At 70.9% G+C, this 17183-nt stretch carries 21 protein-coding genes; 12 read left to right on the forward strand and 9 right to left on the reverse strand.

The features are described 5' to 3' along the window. Positions 1-12: 12 nt before the first annotated feature. Positions 13-741, reverse strand: coding sequence for a rhomboid-like protein (locus AB5J73_RS14320; RefSeq protein WP_370970200.1), 729 nt, complete (start codon positions 739-741; stop codon positions 13-15). Positions 742-910: 169 nt separating this feature from the next. Between AB5J73_RS14320 and AB5J73_RS14325 the strand changes: the two genes are divergently transcribed. Then, positions 911-1429 (forward strand): hypothetical protein, encoded by a 519-nt coding sequence (locus tag AB5J73_RS14325; RefSeq protein ID WP_370970201.1) that lies wholly within the window; start codon positions 911-913, stop codon positions 1427-1429. Here AB5J73_RS14325 and AB5J73_RS14330 read toward each other — a convergent pair whose 3' ends face one another. After that, positions 1430-1876: a pyridoxamine 5'-phosphate oxidase family protein gene (locus AB5J73_RS14330; RefSeq protein ID WP_370970202.1), complete on the reverse strand. Its 447-nt coding sequence runs from the start codon at positions 1874-1876 to the stop codon at positions 1430-1432. Between the two features lie 87 nt (positions 1877-1963). Between AB5J73_RS14330 and AB5J73_RS14335 the strand changes: the two genes are divergently transcribed. After that, on the forward strand, positions 1964-2539 hold the full coding sequence (locus AB5J73_RS14335) for a TetR/AcrR family transcriptional regulator (RefSeq protein ID WP_370970203.1): 576 nt from the start codon (positions 1964-1966) through the stop codon (positions 2537-2539). On the opposite strand, the gene AB5J73_RS14340 is transcribed toward AB5J73_RS14335, so the two are convergent. After that, positions 2490-3812 carry a nucleobase:cation symporter-2 family protein gene (locus AB5J73_RS14340; protein WP_370970204.1) on the reverse strand — a complete coding sequence of 441 codons (1323 nt, stop codon included), beginning with the start codon at positions 3810-3812 and terminating at the stop codon, positions 2490-2492. The two genes, AB5J73_RS14335 and AB5J73_RS14340, sit on opposite strands and share 50 nt — an antisense overlap. 119 nt (positions 3813-3931) lie before the next feature. Here AB5J73_RS14340 and AB5J73_RS14345 point away from each other — a divergent pair, with 119 nt between their 5' ends. From AB5J73_RS14345 to AB5J73_RS14365, 5 genes are read left to right on the forward strand one after another with little or no spacing between them, the layout of a single operon-like run. After that, complete coding sequence (locus AB5J73_RS14345) at positions 3932-5071, forward strand: 5-methyltetrahydropteroyltriglutamate--homocysteine S-methyltransferase (RefSeq protein ID WP_370970205.1); 1140 nt, start codon at positions 3932-3934, stop codon at positions 5069-5071. Beyond that, positions 5071-5388, forward strand: coding sequence for an NIPSNAP family protein (locus AB5J73_RS14350; protein WP_370970206.1), 318 nt, complete (start codon positions 5071-5073; stop codon positions 5386-5388). Before AB5J73_RS14345 ends, AB5J73_RS14350 begins: the two co-directional genes overlap by 1 nt. 1 nt (position 5389) lies before the next feature. Then, positions 5390-6181 (forward strand): IclR family transcriptional regulator, encoded by a 792-nt coding sequence (locus AB5J73_RS14355; RefSeq protein ID WP_370970207.1) that lies wholly within the window; start codon positions 5390-5392, stop codon positions 6179-6181. 24 nt (positions 6182-6205) lie between these two features. After that, the gene (locus AB5J73_RS14360) at positions 6206-7435 is read left to right on the forward strand and encodes an NAD(P)/FAD-dependent oxidoreductase (RefSeq protein ID WP_370970208.1); all 1230 of its coding nucleotides are present in this window, start codon (positions 6206-6208) and stop codon (positions 7433-7435) included. A gap of 31 nt (positions 7436-7466) precedes the next feature. Next, entirely contained in the window at positions 7467-8204 is a 738-nt protein-coding gene (locus AB5J73_RS14365) for a Clp protease N-terminal domain-containing protein (protein WP_370970209.1), read from the forward strand. 96 nt (positions 8205-8300) lie between these two features. Here the strand turns inward: AB5J73_RS14365 and gndA are convergent, their stop codons facing one another. Next, entirely contained in the window at positions 8301-9740 is a 1440-nt protein-coding gene (gene gndA, locus AB5J73_RS14370; RefSeq protein ID WP_370970210.1) for an NADP-dependent phosphogluconate dehydrogenase, read from the reverse strand. A gap of 84 nt (positions 9741-9824) precedes the next feature. Beyond that, complete coding sequence (locus AB5J73_RS14375; RefSeq protein ID WP_370970211.1) at positions 9825-10745, reverse strand: MBL fold metallo-hydrolase; 921 nt, start codon at positions 10743-10745, stop codon at positions 9825-9827. 237 nt (positions 10746-10982) lie between these two features. Between AB5J73_RS14375 and AB5J73_RS14380 the strand changes: the two genes are divergently transcribed. From AB5J73_RS14380 to AB5J73_RS14395, 4 genes are all read left to right on the forward strand, one after another. Then, complete coding sequence (locus AB5J73_RS14380) at positions 10983-11846, forward strand: helix-turn-helix transcriptional regulator (RefSeq protein ID WP_247015542.1); 864 nt, start codon at positions 10983-10985, stop codon at positions 11844-11846. Positions 11847-11934: 88 nt separating this feature from the next. Further along, entirely contained in the window at positions 11935-12765 is an 831-nt protein-coding gene (locus AB5J73_RS14385; protein WP_370973152.1) for an SAM-dependent methyltransferase, read from the forward strand. Next, the gene (locus AB5J73_RS14390) at positions 12762-13610 is read left to right on the forward strand and encodes an SAM-dependent methyltransferase (RefSeq protein ID WP_370970212.1); all 849 of its coding nucleotides are present in this window, start codon (positions 12762-12764) and stop codon (positions 13608-13610) included. The genes AB5J73_RS14385 and AB5J73_RS14390 overlap by 4 nt, the downstream gene beginning before the upstream one ends. Then, positions 13607-14215: a trans-aconitate 2-methyltransferase gene (locus tag AB5J73_RS14395; protein WP_370970213.1), complete on the forward strand. Its 609-nt coding sequence runs from the start codon at positions 13607-13609 to the stop codon at positions 14213-14215. The genes AB5J73_RS14390 and AB5J73_RS14395 overlap by 4 nt, the downstream gene beginning before the upstream one ends. Before the next feature lie 79 nt (positions 14216-14294). Here AB5J73_RS14395 and AB5J73_RS14400 read toward each other — a convergent pair whose 3' ends face one another. Both AB5J73_RS14400 and AB5J73_RS14405 read right to left on the reverse strand, forming a co-directional pair. Next, a complete protein-coding gene (locus tag AB5J73_RS14400) occupies positions 14295-14549 on the reverse strand; it encodes a hypothetical protein (RefSeq protein WP_370970214.1) in 255 nt (84 codons plus the stop codon). Between the two features lie 3 nt (positions 14550-14552). Beyond that, on the reverse strand, positions 14553-14822 hold the full coding sequence (locus AB5J73_RS14405; RefSeq protein WP_370970215.1) for a hypothetical protein: 270 nt from the start codon (positions 14820-14822) through the stop codon (positions 14553-14555). A gap of 287 nt (positions 14823-15109) precedes the next feature. Here AB5J73_RS14405 and AB5J73_RS14410 point away from each other — a divergent pair, with 287 nt between their 5' ends. Beyond that, positions 15110-15364: a DUF397 domain-containing protein gene (locus AB5J73_RS14410; protein WP_370970216.1), complete on the forward strand. Its 255-nt coding sequence runs from the start codon at positions 15110-15112 to the stop codon at positions 15362-15364. 135 nt (positions 15365-15499) lie between these two features. Here the strand turns inward: AB5J73_RS14410 and AB5J73_RS14415 are convergent, their stop codons facing one another. Together AB5J73_RS14415 and AB5J73_RS14420 are read right to left on the reverse strand one after the other, a co-directional pair. After that, positions 15500-16045 carry a hypothetical protein gene (locus AB5J73_RS14415; RefSeq protein WP_370970217.1) on the reverse strand — a complete coding sequence of 182 codons (546 nt, stop codon included), beginning with the start codon at positions 16043-16045 and terminating at the stop codon, positions 15500-15502. Continuing rightward, positions 16038-17180: a hypothetical protein gene (locus AB5J73_RS14420; protein WP_370970218.1), complete on the reverse strand. Its 1143-nt coding sequence runs from the start codon at positions 17178-17180 to the stop codon at positions 16038-16040. The genes AB5J73_RS14415 and AB5J73_RS14420 overlap by 8 nt, the downstream gene beginning before the upstream one ends. Positions 17181-17183 lie beyond the last annotated feature (3 nt).

Genomic DNA, 17183 nt, shown 5'->3' on the forward strand with positions numbered 1-17183 from the left:
GTGGCCCGTCGATTACACCACCGACTCCGACGCCTGCCTACCCGCCGCGGTCCGCAGCCGCGGACCCCAGAACAGCAGCCCGAAGTGCGCGGCGAACGCGTGGCCGAGCAGCGTGACGACCGAATCGAGGCTCGCCGGGTCGTCGCCGAGCCAGATCACCGCGACGAACGCCTCCACCGCCGCCAGCGCGAGGAGCCGCGCCCGGCCGCGCAGCAGGAACACCAGCGCGCCGGCCGTGGTGAAGAAGCCGTAGCTGACGCCGATGTCGAGCCAGTGCCCGGCCGAGGCCGGCAGGACGTGCGCGCTGATCAACGCCATCACCGGCAGCTCGGTGACGAGGGTGGCGAGCACGTGCCCGGAGAAGAAGACGGTCGCCGCGCGGCGGGCGCCGAACCGGCGTTCCAGCGGGGCGACGGCGATCGCGAAGATCACGACGTAGGCGAGCCAGCCTTCGTCGGAGAGCCACAGCGCGCTGGTCAGCAGCGACGTCAGCGGCCGCCGCCAGAGGTTGTGGGCGTCCGTGCTGGACAGCCGGAGCAGCCGCTCGGTCACCGCGGGGTCGGCGAACTTGAGCACCAGCGTCGTGCCGAGCAGGAGGACCAGGTAGCCGAACGTGAAGGGCGTCGCCTTCGGATTCGGGACGAACCGGACGAACTGGCGTGCGCTGAAGCGACGGGGGACGGCGATCGCGGGGACCGGCCGTCCGGCTTTCAGCAGCATGGACTGAGCTTCGCCGGTCATGCTGGGAGTATCACCAGTGCCAGCTTAGAAAACGCTGTGGTTGTCACTCACCGTCAGATCTCGCGACGGGAAAGAGATTTTTACCAGTTCCTCACCCATTTGGGTGGCTTGTGCGGTAAAAATACGGCCACGATCTAGGCCGAAAGGCCTCTCGGGAAGGTCTTTCGGGGTGAACGACGAGGTATCGGTCGCCGAGCTGCTCGTGCGCGAGGGCTGGGGCGAACGCGCGGGACCGGGGCAGTCGCGGTGGCGCGTGCTCGCGGTGATGCTCGCCGTCGTCATCGGCTGCGGCGCCGCCGCGGTGCTGGTCGGGCTCGGCGGCAAGGGTACGCCGGACGCGTCGGCGGTCGACCAGATCCAGGTGATCCCGTTCCCGCAGCGCACCACCGGGCTGGGCGGCGCCGGCCAGGCCACGGACTCGCCGCCGGAGGGCGGCACCGGCGGCGGCGACGTCGTCCCCGGCGTCGGCGTGCCCCGGGAGACCGTCACCGAGGTGCCCGGCCGGTCCCCGGCCACCGAGACCAGCACCGATCCCACGACGCCGACCACCACCCCGACCAGCGGCGACCCGTCCGGCTCGGCCACGCCGACCACCCCGACCACCACGGTCCCCGGTGGGCAGCAGCCGCCGCACTCGACGGCCCCGGCCCCGCCGCGGCCGACGTGCATCCTGATCATCTGCTGGTGATCACGCCAGCTTTTCCGCGATGTCGCTGAAGTCCGACGTGTTCCAGTGCTCCGGGCGCATCACGATCGCAATGTTGTTCCCGTGGGTGCCGTCCGTCGCGTCGGTGTAGGCCTCGCTCACACCTGGCGGCAGGTAACGAGCGGCGACCTCGGTGCGCTCCGCCTTGGTCATCGGCCACGTCTTCACCACCGGGCCCTCGACCGAGACGTACTTGTAGACGCCCTCCTGCTCCTGGACGCACAGCGCGAACCGGCCGGCCGCCTCGATCAGCCGGGTCTTGCGCAGGCCGGGCGAGGTCATCACGAGGACGTCACCGCCCGGCTCGTAGCGGTACCAGATCGGCGTGGTCAGCGGTGCGCGGCCGGGCTCACCGGCGACGCTCAGCACGCCGACGCGCGGCTCGGCGAGGAACGCTTCACGCTCTTCGCGGGTCATCTTGCGGGCCATCTAAGTCTCCCTAAAGCCACTTTGTTTGCTTTAACGATAGGCGCAGGTCGGCCACTAAAGCAAGCATAATTGCTTTAGGATGGGTTGATGACCCGACCCGGCGGCCGCAGCGCCCGTGTCCGCGATGCCGTGCACGACGCCGTGATCGAGCTCCTCGCCGCGGGGGAGATCGACGCGGCCATCCCGAAGATCGCCGAACGGGCCGGGGTGAACCCGACGAGCATCTACCGGCGCTGGGGCGGGCGCGACAACCTGCTCCTCGACGCGGCCGTGACGCGCCTGCGCTCGACGTCGCCGATCCCGGACACCGGTTCGCTGCGCGGCGACCTGCTCGGCTGGGCCGCGGGGGTCGAACGCGCCATGCGTGACCCGCGCGGCCAGATCCTGCTGCGTGCGCTGGTCGCGACGCTGGGCCCGGAGGAAAAGCCGCTCGAGTACCTGCAGGCCCGCGGCGAAGACCTCCAGGAAGCGCTGGACAGGGCCGAAGCGCGGGGCGAGCCGGTGCCGTCGGTCGACGAAGTCCTCGACTTCGTACTGGCCCCGCTCTACCTGCGCGTGTTGTTCCGCCGCCCGGTCGAGCCGGGCACCGGCGCTCAGCTCGTCGAGCGGCTGCTCACGGCGCTTCCAGCAGATCCGGCTCCGCCCGCCGGCCGAGGTGGTTGAACAGCAGGTTCAGCGCGAACGCCAGCACCGCCGCCACCGTGATCGAGCTGCCGCAGATCGTCTGCAGCCACGCGGGGAAGTGCTGGAAGATCTTCGGCGCGAACGCCGGCAGCAGCCCGACGCCGAGGGCGACCGCGACGATGAACGTGTTGTGGTTGCCGGAGAACTCGACCTTCTTCAGGTTCTGCGCGCCCACCGCGGCGACCATCGCGAACATCACGACCGCGACCCCGCCGACCACCGGCTGCGGGATCGCCGCGATGAACGCGCCGATCTTCGGCACCAGGCCCATCAGCACCAGGATCCCGCCGGTCACCGCGACCACCCAGCGGCTGCGGACACCGGTCATCCGGACCAGGCCGACGTTCTGCGCGAACGCCGTGTCGGGGAAGGAGTTCAGCACACCGCCGAGCACCGCCGAGAAGCCGTCCGTGGCCAGGCCGCGCGCGAGGTCGGAGTCGGTCGGCGGCCGCCCGGTGATCTCGCCGACGGCGATCATGTCCGCGGTCGACTCGGTGAACGTCACCAGCATGACCACGCACATCGACAGGACCGCGGCGACCGGGAACGTCGGTGCCCCGAAGTGGAACGGCGACGCGAGCCCGAACCAGCTCGCCGCGCCGAGGCCGTCCCAGTGCACCAGCCCCATCGGGATCGCGGCGACCAGCCCGATCGCGAGCGCCAGCAGCGGCCCGATCTGGTTGAAGAAGCCGCGCAGCACCCGCGTGAACAGCACCAGCAGCGCGAGCACGCCGAACGCGAGCAGGAGGTGCGACAGAGCCGCGTAATCCGGCGCGTCCGGGTCGTTGCCCGCGATCAGGCCCGCGCCCGGGCCGAGCAGCGAGACGCCGATGACGAGCAGCAGCGTCCCGGTGACCAGCGGCGGGAAGAACCGGATCAGCTTCGCAAAGGGTCTGGCGATGAGCAGCCCGAAGACGCCGGACGCCAGCATCGCGCCGTAGACCGCGGGCAGGCCGTACTGCGAGGCGATGAGGATCATCGGGTTGACGACGCTGAACGTCGCGCCCGCCACCACCGGCAGCCTGATGCCGAGCAGCTTCCCGACGCCGACCGCCTGGATCAGCGTCGCGATGCCCGCCACGAGCAGATCGGCGTTGACGAGCAGGCCGATCGTCGCCGGGTCCAGCTTCAGCGCGCTGCCGACGATCAGCGGCACCGCGACGGCACCGGCGTACATGATCGACATGTGCTGCAGGCCGAGCAGCGCCAGCCTGCCGGCGGGCAGGACCTCGTCTACCGGGTGTTTCGTCATGCACAGCCCCTTTCCGCGGTGGACAGCCAACGCGGTGCGCGTGACGGTGGCAAGACCCGGGTGTCATGATCTTGTTTCCGGGGGCGGCGGAACGGTCCCGGATGTGTGACCATCGGTGCATGACTTCGGGCGGTATTCCCCAGGTGGGCCCGCCGTTCCGCGCCGATCACGTCGGGAGCCTGCTGCGGCCCCCGGTACTGCGTGACGCGCGGCGGCGGCACGAATCCGGTGAGATCGGCGCGGAGCAGCTCCGCGCGGTCGAGGACGACGCGATCCGCGACGTGATCAAGATGCAGAAGGCGGCCGGGCTGAGTTCCGCCACCGACGGCGAATTCCGGCGCTCCTCGTGGCACATGGACTTCATCTACGCGCTGGGCGGTGTCTCGAAGAGCGACGAGCGGCTGCACGTCAAGTTCCACAACCTGGCCGGCGACCTCGAGTTCAGCCCGCCGGGCCTGCAGGTCGACGGCAAGGTGCGGCTCGACGAACCGATCTTCGCCCCGCACTTCGAATTCCTGAAGTCCCATGTGGACGAAGGCGTGACGCCGAAGCTGACCATCCCGTCGCCGAGCATGGTCTACTACCGCGGCGGCCGGGCGGCGGTCAGTGAGAGCGTTTACCCGGACCTCGAAGAGTTCTTCGCCGACCTGGGCGCGGCGTACGCGGCGCAGGTCTCCGCGGTGCACGGCCTCGGCTGCCGGTACCTCCAGCTCGACGACACCAGCCTCGCCTACCTCAACGACCCGGCGCAGCGGGAGCTCGTCGCGCGGATGGGCGGCGACCCGGACACCCAGCACCTGCGCAACATCGCGACGATGAACGCGGCGCTGGCCGACCGGCCCGAGGACCTGACCGTGACGACCCACCTGTGCCGCGGCAACTTCCGGTCCTCGTGGGTCGCGTCCGGCAGCTACGAGTTCGTCGCGGAAGCGCTCTTCGGCGACCTGGCCGTCGACGGGTTCTTCCTGGAGTTCGACGACGAACGCTCCGGCGGCTTCGAACCGCTTCGGTTCGTGCCCAAGGACAAGAAGGTCGTCCTCGGCCTGGTCACGACGAAGCGGCCGGAGCTGGAGGACGCCGACGTCCTGGTGCGGCGCATCGAAGAGGCGTCCCGGTACGTCGACGTCGACCAGCTGTGCCTGTCGCCGCAGTGCGGGTTCTCCTCGACCGAAGAGGGCAACGACCTCACCGCGGACGACCAGCTGCGGAAGCTGGAGCTGATCGTGGCCACGGCCGACCGGGTCTGGGGCGGCCACTGATGATCACGTGCGTCGTCGACTACGTCATCGACCCCGCGAAGCTCGCCGACTTCGAACGCTTCGCCGCCGCGTGGATGCGGCTGGTGCAGCGCGAAGGCGGCGTCCACCACGGCTACTTCCTGCCGTCGGAAGGGGCGAGCGACGAAGCCAGGGCGCTGTTCAGCTTCGAGAGCCTCGCCGCCTACGAGCGCTACCGGACGCTGTTCGGCGTCGACCCGGACTTCATCGAGGCCGACAAGATCCGCGACGAAAGCGGCTGCGTGGTGCGGTACCGGCGGTCGTTCATGCGCCCGCTCCTGCCCGACGACGACCTCTGACGTGCGCCACAGCGCGCGGCGGCCGACGTCGGTCGTGGACCGCGTCCTCGACCTGCTCGGTGCCTTCACCGCCGAGCGGCCGCGACTGACGCTGTCCGAGCTCAGCCGCCGCGTCGGGCTGCCGCTGTCGACCACGCACCGGCTGGCCGGCGAGCTGACCCGGCGCGGGGCGCTCGTCCGCGACGAAGCGGGCGTGTACCGCGTCGGGCTGTGGCTGTGGGAGGTCGCGTCGCTCGCGCCGCACGGTGCCGAGCTGCGGGAAAGCGCGATGCCGTTCCTGGAGGACCTCTACGAGGCCACGCACCAGAACGTGCAGCTCGCCGTGCTCGACGGGGCCGAGGTCGTCTACGTCGAGCGGATCTCCGGCCGCGGCGCGGTCAACGTCCTGACGCGGGTGGGCGGCCGCCTGCCCGCGCACGCCACCGGGGTCGGGCAGGTGCTGCTCGCGCACGCGCCCGCCGAGGCGCAGGAGGAGGTCCTGGCCGGACCGCTCAAGGCGTTCACGCCCAAGACGATCGCCTCGGCCGGGCAGCTGCGGCGCGTGCTCGCCGACGTCCGGCGCGACGGCTACGCGATCAGCGACGGCCAGGTCGAGCTGATCTCGTTGTCCGTGGCGGCCCCGGTCTACGACGCCACCGACGAAGTGGCGGCGGCGATCTCCGTGGTCGTCCCCGCCGAGGGCACGGACCCGCGGACGCTGGTCCCGGCCGTCCGGGCCGCGGCGCGGGGGATCTCACGGGTGCTCGGGGCGCCGCGGGCCCTGCGGTCGAGCGGCGGCTCCTCGACGGGTTGAGCCTCTTGTGATCGGATGGCGGGCATGGGTGCACAGAACACGGTTCTCGTCGTCGGGGCGGGGCAAAGCGGGTTCCAGGCCGTCGCGTCGCTGCGGGACCGGGGCTTCGACGGCCGGGTCGTGCTCGTCGGGGACGAGCCGGGCGTGCCGTACCAGCGGCCGCCGCTGTCGAAGGCCTACCTGGCCGGGACCGCCGGGCTCGACCAGCTGCACCTGCGCGGTGCGGACTTCTTCGCCGAGAAGGACATCGAACTGGTCGCCGGGCGGGTCGCCGCGATCGACCGCGAGGCTTCGCTGGTGCGGCTCGAAGACGGCCGCGAACTGGGCTACGACCACCTCGTCCTGGCCACCGGCGCCCGCAACCGCACGCTGCCCGTGCCCGGCGCGGACCTGCCGGGCGTGCTGACCCTGCGCACCCGCGACGACGCCGACCGGCTGCGCGAGTCCCTGGTGGCGGCCCGCGACGTCGTCGTGGTCGGCGGTGGCTTCATCGGGCTCGAGTTCGCTTCGCACGCCGGCCGTCCGGTGACGATCGTCGAGGCGCAGGACCGGCTGCTCAACCGGGTCGCGACGCCGGAGATCTCCGCCTACTTCGCCGCGTTGCACCGCGAAGCCGGGCACACGGTGCTGCTCGGCCAGGGGGTTTCGGCGCTGCACGGCGACTCGCGGGTGCGCGAGGTCGAGCTGTCCGACGGCACCCGGCTGCCCGCCGACCTGGTCGTCGTCGCCGTCGGCGTGGTGCCGGAGACGACGCTCGCGGCCGGCGCCGGGCTGCCGGTCGACAACGGCGTGGTCGTCGACGCGCACCTGCGGACGGCCGACGAAAAGATCTTCGCCATCGGCGACTGCGCGAACTTCCCGTGCGTGCAGGCGGGCGCGGCGACCCGGCTGGAGTCCGTGCAGAACGCCGTCGACCAGGCCAGGAGCGTGGCCGCGGCGATCACCGGAACCCCCGAGCCGTACGCGAGCCTGCCGTGGTTCTGGACCGACCAGTCGGGCGCGAAGCTGCAGATCGCGGGCATCCTGTCCGGCGCGGACAAGACGGTGGTGGCGGGCGACCGGGCCGCGGGCAAGTTCTCGGTGCTGTCCTTCCGCGACGACGTCCTGATCGCGGTGGAGTCGGTGAACCGGCCCGCCGACCACATCGCGGCGCGCCGGCTGTTCACCGCCGACCCGCACCCGCGGTACGCGGACCTCGAGGGGAGCGAGTTCGACTTGAAGGCACACGTGAGGGCCACGTCAACCCGAGGTTGACGCGACGCTTGCGTCAACCTACAGTTGACGCATGGACCTTCCTGCCAACGTCAAACTCGACGACCTCATCAGCGCGATCAAGAGCAACAACGACAAGGACGCCCTCGCCCAGCTGACCGACGCGGTCTACGTCGGCCAGCACCTCGGCGAGGTGGCCGACCACCTGATCGGCCACTTCGTCGACCAGGCCCGGCGCTCCGGCGCGTCCTGGACCGACATCGGCGCCAGCATGGGCGTCACCAAGCAGGCCGCCCAGAAGCGGTTCGTGCCGAAGGTGGACCCGGGCGGCGACCCGTCCGGCTCGATCGAACGCGTCTACGGCCGCTACACCGACCGGGCCCGCCACGTCGTGGTCGAGGCCCAGAAGGCGGCGGTCGAGCACGGCAGCCCGGAGATCGACACCGTGCACGTCGTGCTAGGCCTGCTGACCGAGCCCGCGGCGCTCGCCGCCGGCGCGATCGTGGCCCAGGGGGTCACGCTCGACGCGGTGCGGGAGGCGGCCGAGGCGCGGCTGCCGGAGCGGGCCGACCCCGCGCCGAACCCGGTGCCGTTCTCGGGTGCCGCCAAGAAAACCCTCGAGCTGACCATGCGCGAGGGGCTGCGGCTCGGGCACAACTACATCGGCACCGAGCACATGCTGCTGGCGCTGCTGGAACAGCGTGAGGGAGCCGGCTTCGAGGTGCTCGACGGCCTCGGCGTCAAGAAGGACAAGGCCGAGGCGAAGATCCAGGAGGTGCTGGCGGAGATCCTCGCCGCCCGCGGGCAGTGAGACTCCTCCTGGCCGCCGCGCTCCTCGCGCTGGTGCTGGTGACGCTGCTCTGATCGGGATGGACCAGGGGGTTTTCCCGATCAGAGCAGCACCGGATCAGGCGTCGGACTCCGGGCGGCCGTCGGCGGCCCAAGCCGTGTGGAACGAGCCTTCGCGGTCCACGCGGCGGTAGGTGTGCGCACCGAAGAAGTCGCGCTGGCCCTGCACGAGAGCGGCCGGGAGGCGGTCGGCGCGGAGGCCGTCGTAGTACGCCAGCGCCGTCGAGAAGCCCGGCGTCGGGATGCCGAGCTTGACCGCCGTCGAGATCACCGAACGCCACGAGTCTTGCGCGTCCTCGACCGCCTTGCGGAAGCCGCCCGACGTCAGCAGCGTCGGCAGCTGCGGCTCCTCGGCGTAGGCCGAGGTGATGTCGTTGAGGAACTTCGCGCGGATGATGCAGCCGCCGCGCCAGATCGAGGCGACCTTGCCGAGGTCGATGTCCCAGCCGTACTCGGTCGCGCCGGCCTGGATCTGGTTGAAGCCCTGCGCGTACGCGACGACCTTCGACGCGTACAGCGCCTGCTCGACGTCGTCGGCGAAGCGGTCGAGCGCCGAGCCGGAGAGCGGCGACGCCGTCGGGCCGCCGAGGCCGCGGGCCGCCGCGCGCAGCGGCTTCGAGCCGGACAGCGAACGCGCGAAGACGGCTTCGGCGATGCCCGAGATCGGGACCCCGAGGTCGAGGCCGATCTGCACGGTCCAGCGACCGGTGCCCTTCTGCTCGGCGGCGTCCTCGACGATGTCCACGAACGGCTTGCCGGACGCGCCGTCGACGTGCGCCAGCACCTCGGCGGTGATCTCGATCAGGTACGAGTCGAGCCGGCCGGTGTTCCACGTGCGGAAGACGTCGGCGATCTCGGCGGGGGAGTAGCCGCCCGCGTGCCGCAGCAGGTCGAACGACTCCGCGATAAGCTGCATGTCGGCGTACTCGATGCCGTTGTGCACCATCTTGACGAAGTGGCCGGCACCGTCCGCGCCGATGTGCGTGCAGCACGGCTCGCCGTCGACCTTGGCCGAGATGTCCTCGAACAGCGGGCCGAGCGACTCGTACGACTCCTTCGACCCGCCGGGCATGATGCTCGGCCCGTGCAGCGCGCCCTCCTCGCCACCGGAGACGCCGCTGCCGACGAAGTGCAGCCCGCGCTCGCGCAGCGCCTTCTCGCGGCGGCGCGTGTCGGCGAAGTGCGCGTTGCCGGCGTCGATGATCACGTCGCCCTCTTCGAGCAGCGGCGCGAACTCCTCGATGACGGCGTCCGTCGGACCGCCCGCCTTGACCATGATCACGACCTGGCGGGGCCGCTCCAGCGCGTCGACGAACTGCTGCGCGGAGTACGCCGGGATGAAGTCGCCTTCGTCACCGAACTGCTCCACCAGTGCGCGGGTCCGCTCCTCGGACCGGTTGTGCAGGGCCACCGTGTGCCCGTGCCGGGCCAGGTTGCGGGCCAGGTTGCGGCCCATGACCGCCAGGCCGGTGACCCCGATGCTCGCCTTCTTGCTCATCCGCATCCTTCCAACGACTCTCTCGATTCAGACCCTAGCCGGATCGAGGCCTCATGGGAGGTACGGCGCCGCGGCTCACGCAGTTCAGGAGAAGCAGCGGATGGGGCCCCGGTTGATCGCCACCATGTCCATGACCGCGGCCGCGAGATCGATCTGCGCACCCCATTCGGCGCCGTCCAGCTCGGCGTACGCCCGGTGGAGGTTGCCCGGCAGCCGCTCCTGTTCGCTCATCGCCGCGAAATCACCCAGGTCGGTGTCCTTCGCCACTTCCAGCGGGGACAGCCCGGCCGCCTTCCCGCGCTCGGCCGTCCGCTGGACGAACTCCAGGTAGGCGTCCACGGTGTCGACGACGTCGAGCCCGCAGGCCGGCCCGTGCCCGGGCAGGATCACCGCCGGGTCCAGCTCCCGGATCACGTCCAGCGCCTGGCGCCAGCCGGCCACCGAGCCCATCAGCGCGAACGGGCTGCCACCGTTGAACACCAGGTCACCGGCATAGAGCACGCGCTGCTCCGGCAGCCAGACCAGGACGTCGTTGGTCGTGTGGGCGGCGTGGCCGGGGTGGATCAGCTCGAGGGTCGTGCCGCCGGCGTGCACGGTCAGCCGGTCGTCGAACACGACCTCCGGCGGCCGCGACTCGAGCTCGCCCCAGTCGCTGCCGACGAAGATGCCGTCGAACGTCTGGATGCCCTCGGCGACCAGCAGCTCGCGGGTCTTGCGGTGGCCGACCACGGTCGCGGTCTTGACCAGGTAGTTGCCGTTGGTGTGGTCGCCGTGGTGGTGGGTGTTGACCAGCGTCGTGACCGGGCTGCCGGTGGTGGCGTCGACCGCGGCGAGCAGCGCGCGCGTGCGGCGCTCGGTCGAGCAGGTGTCGATGAGGACGGTGTGGTCGCCGGCGTCGACGAACCCGCAGTTGTTGATGTACCAGGAGCCGTCGGGCTGGACGTAGCCGTGGACCTGGTCGGCCAGTCGGGTGACGGTGGCGGCGGAGGGCGAGCGATCGGTCACGGCGCTCACTATGCCCCAGTCCGGGCTCCGCCGGTTGGCCGAATAATTAGGAATTTCACTGGTCCAGCCGAGTGATAGCGCAGGTGACTGGCAATCTGCGGCGTTTCCTGGAACGCTGCGCGATGTCATCATCGAGATCCGCAAGGTGAAGCACTAACCTGGGTGGGTTCGATAGTTCGCGTGCGACGGCGACCGGGAGGCCGCCGTCGCTTGGTAGTGGTCCGGGAGAGCAGGGCGATGGCCAGCACCGTCACCTCGCGCCGGAAGCAGCTCGGGAACGAGCTCCGGCATGCCCGCACCGCGGCGCGGATGACACAGCAGCAGGTCGCCGAGGTCCTCGGCTGCACCCAGGGCAAGGTCAACAAGATCGAGTCCGGTGCCGTCGGGGTGAAGCTCGGGGATGTGCGATCGATGCTGAACGCGTTCGGGATCAACGGCGAAGAGGCCGACACGCTGATGAACCTGGCGCGGGCCGCCGCCGGGCAGCGCGGCCACTGGTCCGGCTACCGCTCGGTGGTGCCGCACTGGTTCCGCACCTTCACCGACCTGGAACCCGCGGCCGCGGAGATCCTCACCTGGCACGGCGAGCGCATCCCCGGTCCGCTGCAGTCCGAGCACTACATGCTCAAGCAGTTCACCGAGGCCGGCGCCACCGACGTGACGTCGCTGGTGCGCAACCGCCTCGACCGCAAGGCCGTGTTCGAACAGCAGCAGCCGCCCTACTACCGGTTCATCATCAGCGAAGGCGCGCTGCGCCGGGCGCCCGGCGGCTACGCGCCCGCCGTGATGCTGGACCAGGTCGAGCACCTGCTCTCGCTGGAGCGGCACCCGCGGGTGTACGTGCACGTGCTGCCCTTCGGCGCGCGCCTGGCCGCGGTGCCCAACGACTTCACGATCATGCGCTTCCCGGACCGCACCCGGGACTTCGTCTACATCGAGCACTCCGCCGGTGGTCTGTACCTCGACGACGTCAAGGACTTCAACATCTTCGTCGACTCGTGGGACCGGCTGCGCGGCGCCGCGCTGGAGCGGCAGGAGACCCGGCAGTTCCTCAAGGAGCTTGCGGAGGGTTACCGCGCGCAGATGCAGCAGATCCAATAGGGCGAACGGACGCCTGAGGTATCGAGTCCGGTGAACAACTTTCGGTAGAGTCTTTCTGTTGCGCTGGAATCCACCGGAAGTGGACATCGTGGACCCCGACTTCCTCCCCGACGCCGTCGACCTCGACCGGCCGAACGTGGCGAGGATCTACGACTGGGCGCTCGGCGGCACCGCGAACTGGGCGATCGACCGGCAGTACGGCGAGCAGGCGGTGCAGGCGTTCCCGCTGGCCAAGACCCTCGCGCGGAGCAACCGCGACTTCCTCGGCCGCGCCGTCCGCTACTGCCTGGCCGAAGGCATCACGCAGTTCCTCGACCTCGGCTCCGGCATCCCGACGGCGGGCAACGTGCACGAGGTCGCCGACGACCACGCCGACGACAGCCGGTGCGTCTACGTCGACAACGAGCCCGTCGCCGTCGCGCACGGGCGGATCCTGCTGGAGGAGACCGGCGACCCCGACCGTCACGCCGTGCTGCACGCCGACCTGCGCGACGCCGAAGAGGTGTGGGAAGCCGCGCTGGCGACCGGGGTGCTCGACCCGGACCAGCCGATGTGCCTGCTCAGCGTGGCCGTGCTGCACTTCCTGCCGGACGTCACCGGTGTCCGCGAAGCCGTCCGCGACTACCGGACGCTGCTGGCGCCCGGATCGGCGTACGTGCTCTCGCACGCGACCGAATCCGGCGTCGAAGGGGAGGAGCTGGCGCAGATCCGGCGGCTCGTGAAGCTGTCCGAACAGTCGAGCTCCCCGGCGGTTTCCCGGTCGCTCGACGAGATCGCCGCGTTCTTCGGTAACTTCGACGTCGTCGAGCCCGGGATCGTGCCTGTGGGAGAGTGGCGCCCCGAGCCCGGCGCCGCCACGGTCCCCCTCGCGAGCGTGGTCGGCGGTGTCGGCCGCAAGCGTGAAGGACGGTTCGCATGACGACGCAGGATCCCGAGGCCCCCGAAGGCGTCGACCTGGAGCGGCCGAACGCGGCCCGCATCTACGACTGGTTCCTCGGCGGCACCGCCAACTGGGCCATCGACCGGCAGTTCGGCGAACAGGCCGTCAAGACGTTCCCGATGATCAAGACCGTCGCCCGCGCCGGGCGCGACTTCCTCGGCCGCGGCGTCCGGTACCTGGCGCGCAACGGCATCGACCAGTTCCTCGACCTCGGGTCGGGCGTCCCGACGGTCGGCAACGTCCACGAGGTCGCGGCGGAGGTCAACCCGAACGCGCGCTGCGTGTACGTCGACAACGAGCCGGTCGCGGTGGCCCACTCCCAGATCCTGCTGGAGCGCGAAGGCGTCGCGGACCGGCACGCGGTGCTGCAGGGCGACCTGCGCGACCCGGCCGACATCTGGAAGCGCGCGCTCGACACCGGCGTCCTCGACCCGAACCGCCCGATCGGCCTGATCATCGTCGGCGTCCTGTACTTCCTCGGCCCGGACGAGCCGGTGGCCCAGACCATCCGGAAGTACCAGTCGCTGCTGCCGTCCGGCTCGTACTTCCTGTCCTCGCACCTGACGAGCGACGGTCTCGAGGAGATGGCCGACTCCGACAGCCGCGAGTCGATCATGAAGCAGTACAACCGGTCGAGCACGCCGCTGCACCTGCGGACGCGCGAGGAGTTCACGTCGTTCTTCGACGGCCTCGAACTGGTCGAGCCCGGCATCGTCTACCTGCCGGAGTGGCACCCGGAGGAGATCGAGTCCAGGGCCACCAAGAAGCTCGCGAACGACCCGTCGTTCGTCGGCCACCTCTGCGGCCTCGGCCGCAAGCGGTGACGGTCACCCCCTACGACGCGGTCGCCGCCCAGTACGCGGAGTTCGTCGGCCCGATCTGGGACGCCGACCCGCTGGACCGGGCGGCGTGGACGGCGTTCGCGGACTACGTGCGCGGCCGCGGCCCGGTCGCCGACCTGGGCTGCGGGCCGGGCCACCTCACCGCGCACCTGCGGTCACTGGGGCTCGACGCGGCCGGCGTCGACCTGTCCCCGGCGATGGTCGAGCTGGCCCGCGCCGCGCACCCGGACCTGCGTTTCGACGTGGGTTCGATGGCAGCCCTGGACATCGTCGACGGCGCGCTCGCCGGGATCCTGACGTGGTACTCGGTGATCCACACGCCACCGGCGGAACTGCCGGGCTGCTTCGCGGAGTTCGCCCGCACACTGGCGCCGGGCGGGGTCCTGCTGCTCGGCTGCTTCGAAGCCGGCGGCGGCGAGGTGACGACGTTCGACCACAAGGTCACCACGGCGTACCGCTGGCCGCTGGACGACCTGGCCGCGCTGGGTGCCGCGGCGGGCCTCGTCGAAGTGGGGCGGATGCACCGCGAGCACACCGAAAACGAGCGCCCCTTCCGCCAGGGCCGCTTGCTGCTGCGGAAACCGTAGCCCGCGCCGGCTTCGAGGTCCGAACGTGCGAGAGCCCCGGTTCCAGCGGAACCGGGGCTCTTTCGTGGTGGTGCGGCAGTCAGGCGCGGGAGCCGATGCGGCCGCGCAGCAGGGGCGACAGGTCGATCGACGCCTCCAGCGGCCGCGTGGTGCGGACCCCGTCGGAGTAGCGCTGCAGCGGGAGGTCCTGGTCGGTCGCCCACGTGGTGGTCTTGCGCAGTGGTGCCTGGATCAGGCTGAAGCCGAAGCGGTTGCGGAGCTCGTCGCCGATCCCGCGGCGGCCACGGTGCTCTTCGTCTTCGCGGCGGAAGAGCGAGTTCATTCGGACGGCCATCGTCTACACCCCCAGCTCTCGTCGCGGTGCCCGGGCGGGCTCGCCGCCGGTCAGTCCGAGACAGGGTTCACACGGCATGCCGGCCCCGGGGGCCAGCCATTCGACGTCTTGCCGGGAAAGCGCTTCCCCGCATCTGGTTCGGACCAGCTCGGTACCGGCCGCTGCGGCGTCCAGGCCGAAGACGTGGACCACCCGGCGGGCCTCGCCGGCGGTGCCTTTGGCGAGCCTGCCCACGACGAGCACACCCGGTGGTGCGCTGTCCTCGACGATCACGCTGATCCTCCCCCATGAGGTTCCTGCGGTGGCTTGGTTCTTCGGTTTCGGCCACTTCGGCGCCGCGTGGGGACCGCCCGCCGCGCGCAGGCAGTCGTTCACCGACGCCGACGCCCCGGCCGATGCGATTAATCCTACTCCTGGAATAATCTTCATGTCGAGGCCGAAGCTAGTTGATCACCCGCTTGGCCCTGCGGCCTAGGCCATTGAGACACTGAGTAGCCGGGAACGCGTGCTTTCGACCAGGTCGCGGCCGCACCCCCCATCGACCCTCGGAGGTACGACCCATGGCGGATTATCCGTCGTTCGCGGATTACGATCCGAACACGGCCGTGACCCTGTTCGAAGAGGCCGCTTGGGAGAAGTCTTTCGCGAGCGAGCCCAACGGCGGCAGCTGCGTCGAGGTCAACCTGGGCAGCGAAGGCCTGATCGGCGTCCGGGACACCAAGCTCCCGACCAGCCCCGTCTTCGTGTTCGACACCGCCGAGTGGGAAGCGTTCCTGATCGCCGTCAAGGCCGGGCAGTTCGACCTGCCGGCCTGACCCCTCCCCTGCGCGGGTGATCATGATCACCCGCTCGAGTGCTCGAATGGCGAAGGCCCCCTTCCCCGTCCTCTGCGGTGAAGGAGGCCTTCGCGGCGGTCCGGATACGCGCGACCGCGGAATGTGGGCGAAATCTCACCCGATTGCCGGAAGCTCCCCGCCCCGCAACCGGCTCCGGGTGCGGCGCCACGCCACCACGACCAGCACCACCAGCCCGATCAGCGGCAGCGTGCTGATCGCCCAGCTCAGCCCCATCGGCGGCCCCGGCTGTTCCAGCACCGGCAGCGCGCGCAGCTCGCCGGTGCCGGACCCGGCGGGACCGTTGACGGTGAAGCGGAACGTCCACGCCCCCGGCCGCGGCATCGACCGGACGTCCAGGCCCCAGACCTCGAGCTTGCGCGGGTGCCGGACCAGCGGCTGCTTCCGGTTCTGCCCGCCCTCCGGGTTGACCATCGTGAGCGTGCCGGACTTCCCGTCGATCCCGCCGTCGGGGATGAACGTGAAGTCCAGCGACTGCATGGCCTTCAGCGGCCAGGTGCTGAACCCGACCGTCAGCCCGTACGGCCCGGCCTGCACCCGTTCGGTGTGCACGATGTTGACCGGCTCGTAGGCGTTCGCCGGCGCCGCGGTCGCGAACAGCAGCCCGGCGACGGCGGCCAGGGCCAGGAGTGCCTTACGCATCAGCGGTTTCCCCCTTCTTCGCGGGCGCCAGCAGGCAGAGCATCCCGCCGAACCGCCACCCGGCGAACCCGCCGAGCAGCCCCAGCGCCGCGCTGAGCACGGCGGTCGTCGTCAAGTACCAGGCCGGCGGCAGGTGCGCGCCGGTGTAGAGCAGGACCCGCTGCACGGGCAGGCTCAAGCCGATCAGCAGCCCGGAGATCCCGCCGACGACCACCGAAACGCGCCCGGGACGCCACCCGCGGCGCCGGCCGGCCAGGTAGCCCAGCTCCATCAGCGCGGCCACCGGCAGCAGGGCCATCGGCGTCAGCGACGGCATCTCCGGCACCCCGGAGATCGCGTCGCGCATCGGCAGCCCGACCATTTCGGCGTAGGCCTGCGCCGCCCACGGCGAGAACCACCAGAAGACCGCCTGCACGGCCGCGACCATCGCCGCGGTGCCGACCGCCCCGCCGGGACGGCGGAAGAACCCCGCGCCGACCGCGACCAGCAGCACCGCCATCATCGACTGGCCGATCGACACGGCGTCGGCGTAGTCGTCCGGCACCTGCTGCAGCCCGAGCGCCAGCACCGGCGCGAACGTCAGCAGCACGGTCAGCGACCCCAGCGTGCCGAGCCGGCCCCAGCGGTGCTCCCGCGCCGCGGCGAACACCGCGGTCGTGCCGATCAGTGAAACCGTGATCGACAGCAGCAACCCGATGTGCGGCGGCGAGTCGATGACCGCGTCGAAGCCGTAGAGCCCGTGCCACCACTGGTCCCACAGGCCGTACAGCAGGAACGTGGCCGCGCCGACCCCCGAGACGAGGTAGCCGAGCGGCGCGGCGAACGTCCGGCCGAACACGTTGACCACGCGCCCGCCGATCCGCGGGTCGACCGGGCGGCCCGCGCGGCGCGCCGCCGTCGTCAGCAGCACGACGGCGAGGCTCGCCAGGCCGACGACCGCGCTGCCCGCGTACAGGAACAGGTGCGGCAGCGTGAAGAACGTGTCCGGCCCGACGTCGCTGTGCCACTGGATGTCCCAGGTCAGCCCGACCAGCGACAGCAACGACCCGCCGAGCACGACGTTCGCCGGCAGCAACCCCGTTCGCGCCGGTTTCGCGACCGACGCCGTTCGGACGCCGGATGCGGTGAGATCCATTCC

Source organism: Amycolatopsis sp. cg9, from assembly GCF_041346945.1.
GTDB lineage: Bacteria > Actinomycetota > Actinomycetes > Mycobacteriales > Pseudonocardiaceae > Amycolatopsis.

Bases quoted from the DNA above. Each gene is read 5' to 3' on its own strand.
- AB5J73_RS14320 (WP_370970200.1), bottom strand. From the start codon at position 741: ATGACCGGCGAAGCTCAGTCCATGCTGCTGAAAGCCGGACGGCCGGTC.
- AB5J73_RS14330 (WP_370970202.1), bottom strand. From the start codon at position 1,876: ATGGCCCGCAAGATGACCCGCGAAGAGCGTGAAGCGTTCCTCGCCGAG.
- AB5J73_RS14335 (WP_370970203.1), top strand. From the start codon at position 1,964: ATGACCCGACCCGGCGGCCGCAGCGCCCGTGTCCGCGATGCCGTGCAC.
- AB5J73_RS14340 (WP_370970204.1), bottom strand. From the start codon at position 3,812: ATGACGAAACACCCGGTAGACGAGGTCCTGCCCGCCGGCAGGCTGGCG.
- AB5J73_RS14345 (WP_370970205.1), top strand. From the start codon at position 3,932: ATGACTTCGGGCGGTATTCCCCAGGTGGGCCCGCCGTTCCGCGCCGAT.
- AB5J73_RS14350 (WP_370970206.1), top strand. From the start codon at position 5,071: ATGATCACGTGCGTCGTCGACTACGTCATCGACCCCGCGAAGCTCGCC.
- AB5J73_RS14360 (WP_370970208.1), top strand. From the start codon at position 6,206: ATGGGTGCACAGAACACGGTTCTCGTCGTCGGGGCGGGGCAAAGCGGG.
- AB5J73_RS14365 (WP_370970209.1), top strand. From the start codon at position 7,467: ATGGACCTTCCTGCCAACGTCAAACTCGACGACCTCATCAGCGCGATC.
- gndA (WP_370970210.1), bottom strand. From the start codon at position 9,740: ATGAGCAAGAAGGCGAGCATCGGGGTCACCGGCCTGGCGGTCATGGGC.
- AB5J73_RS14380 (WP_247015542.1), top strand. From the start codon at position 10,983: ATGGCCAGCACCGTCACCTCGCGCCGGAAGCAGCTCGGGAACGAGCTC.
- AB5J73_RS14390 (WP_370970212.1), top strand. From the start codon at position 12,762: ATGACGACGCAGGATCCCGAGGCCCCCGAAGGCGTCGACCTGGAGCGG.
- AB5J73_RS14400 (WP_370970214.1), bottom strand. From the start codon at position 14,549: ATGGCCGTCCGAATGAACTCGCTCTTCCGCCGCGAAGACGAAGAGCAC.
- AB5J73_RS14410 (WP_370970216.1), top strand. From the start codon at position 15,110: ATGGCGGATTATCCGTCGTTCGCGGATTACGATCCGAACACGGCCGTG.
- AB5J73_RS14415 (WP_370970217.1), bottom strand. From the start codon at position 16,045: ATGCGTAAGGCACTCCTGGCCCTGGCCGCCGTCGCCGGGCTGCTGTTC.
- AB5J73_RS14420 (WP_370970218.1), bottom strand. From the start codon at position 17,180: ATGGATCTCACCGCATCCGGCGTCCGAACGGCGTCGGTCGCGAAACCG.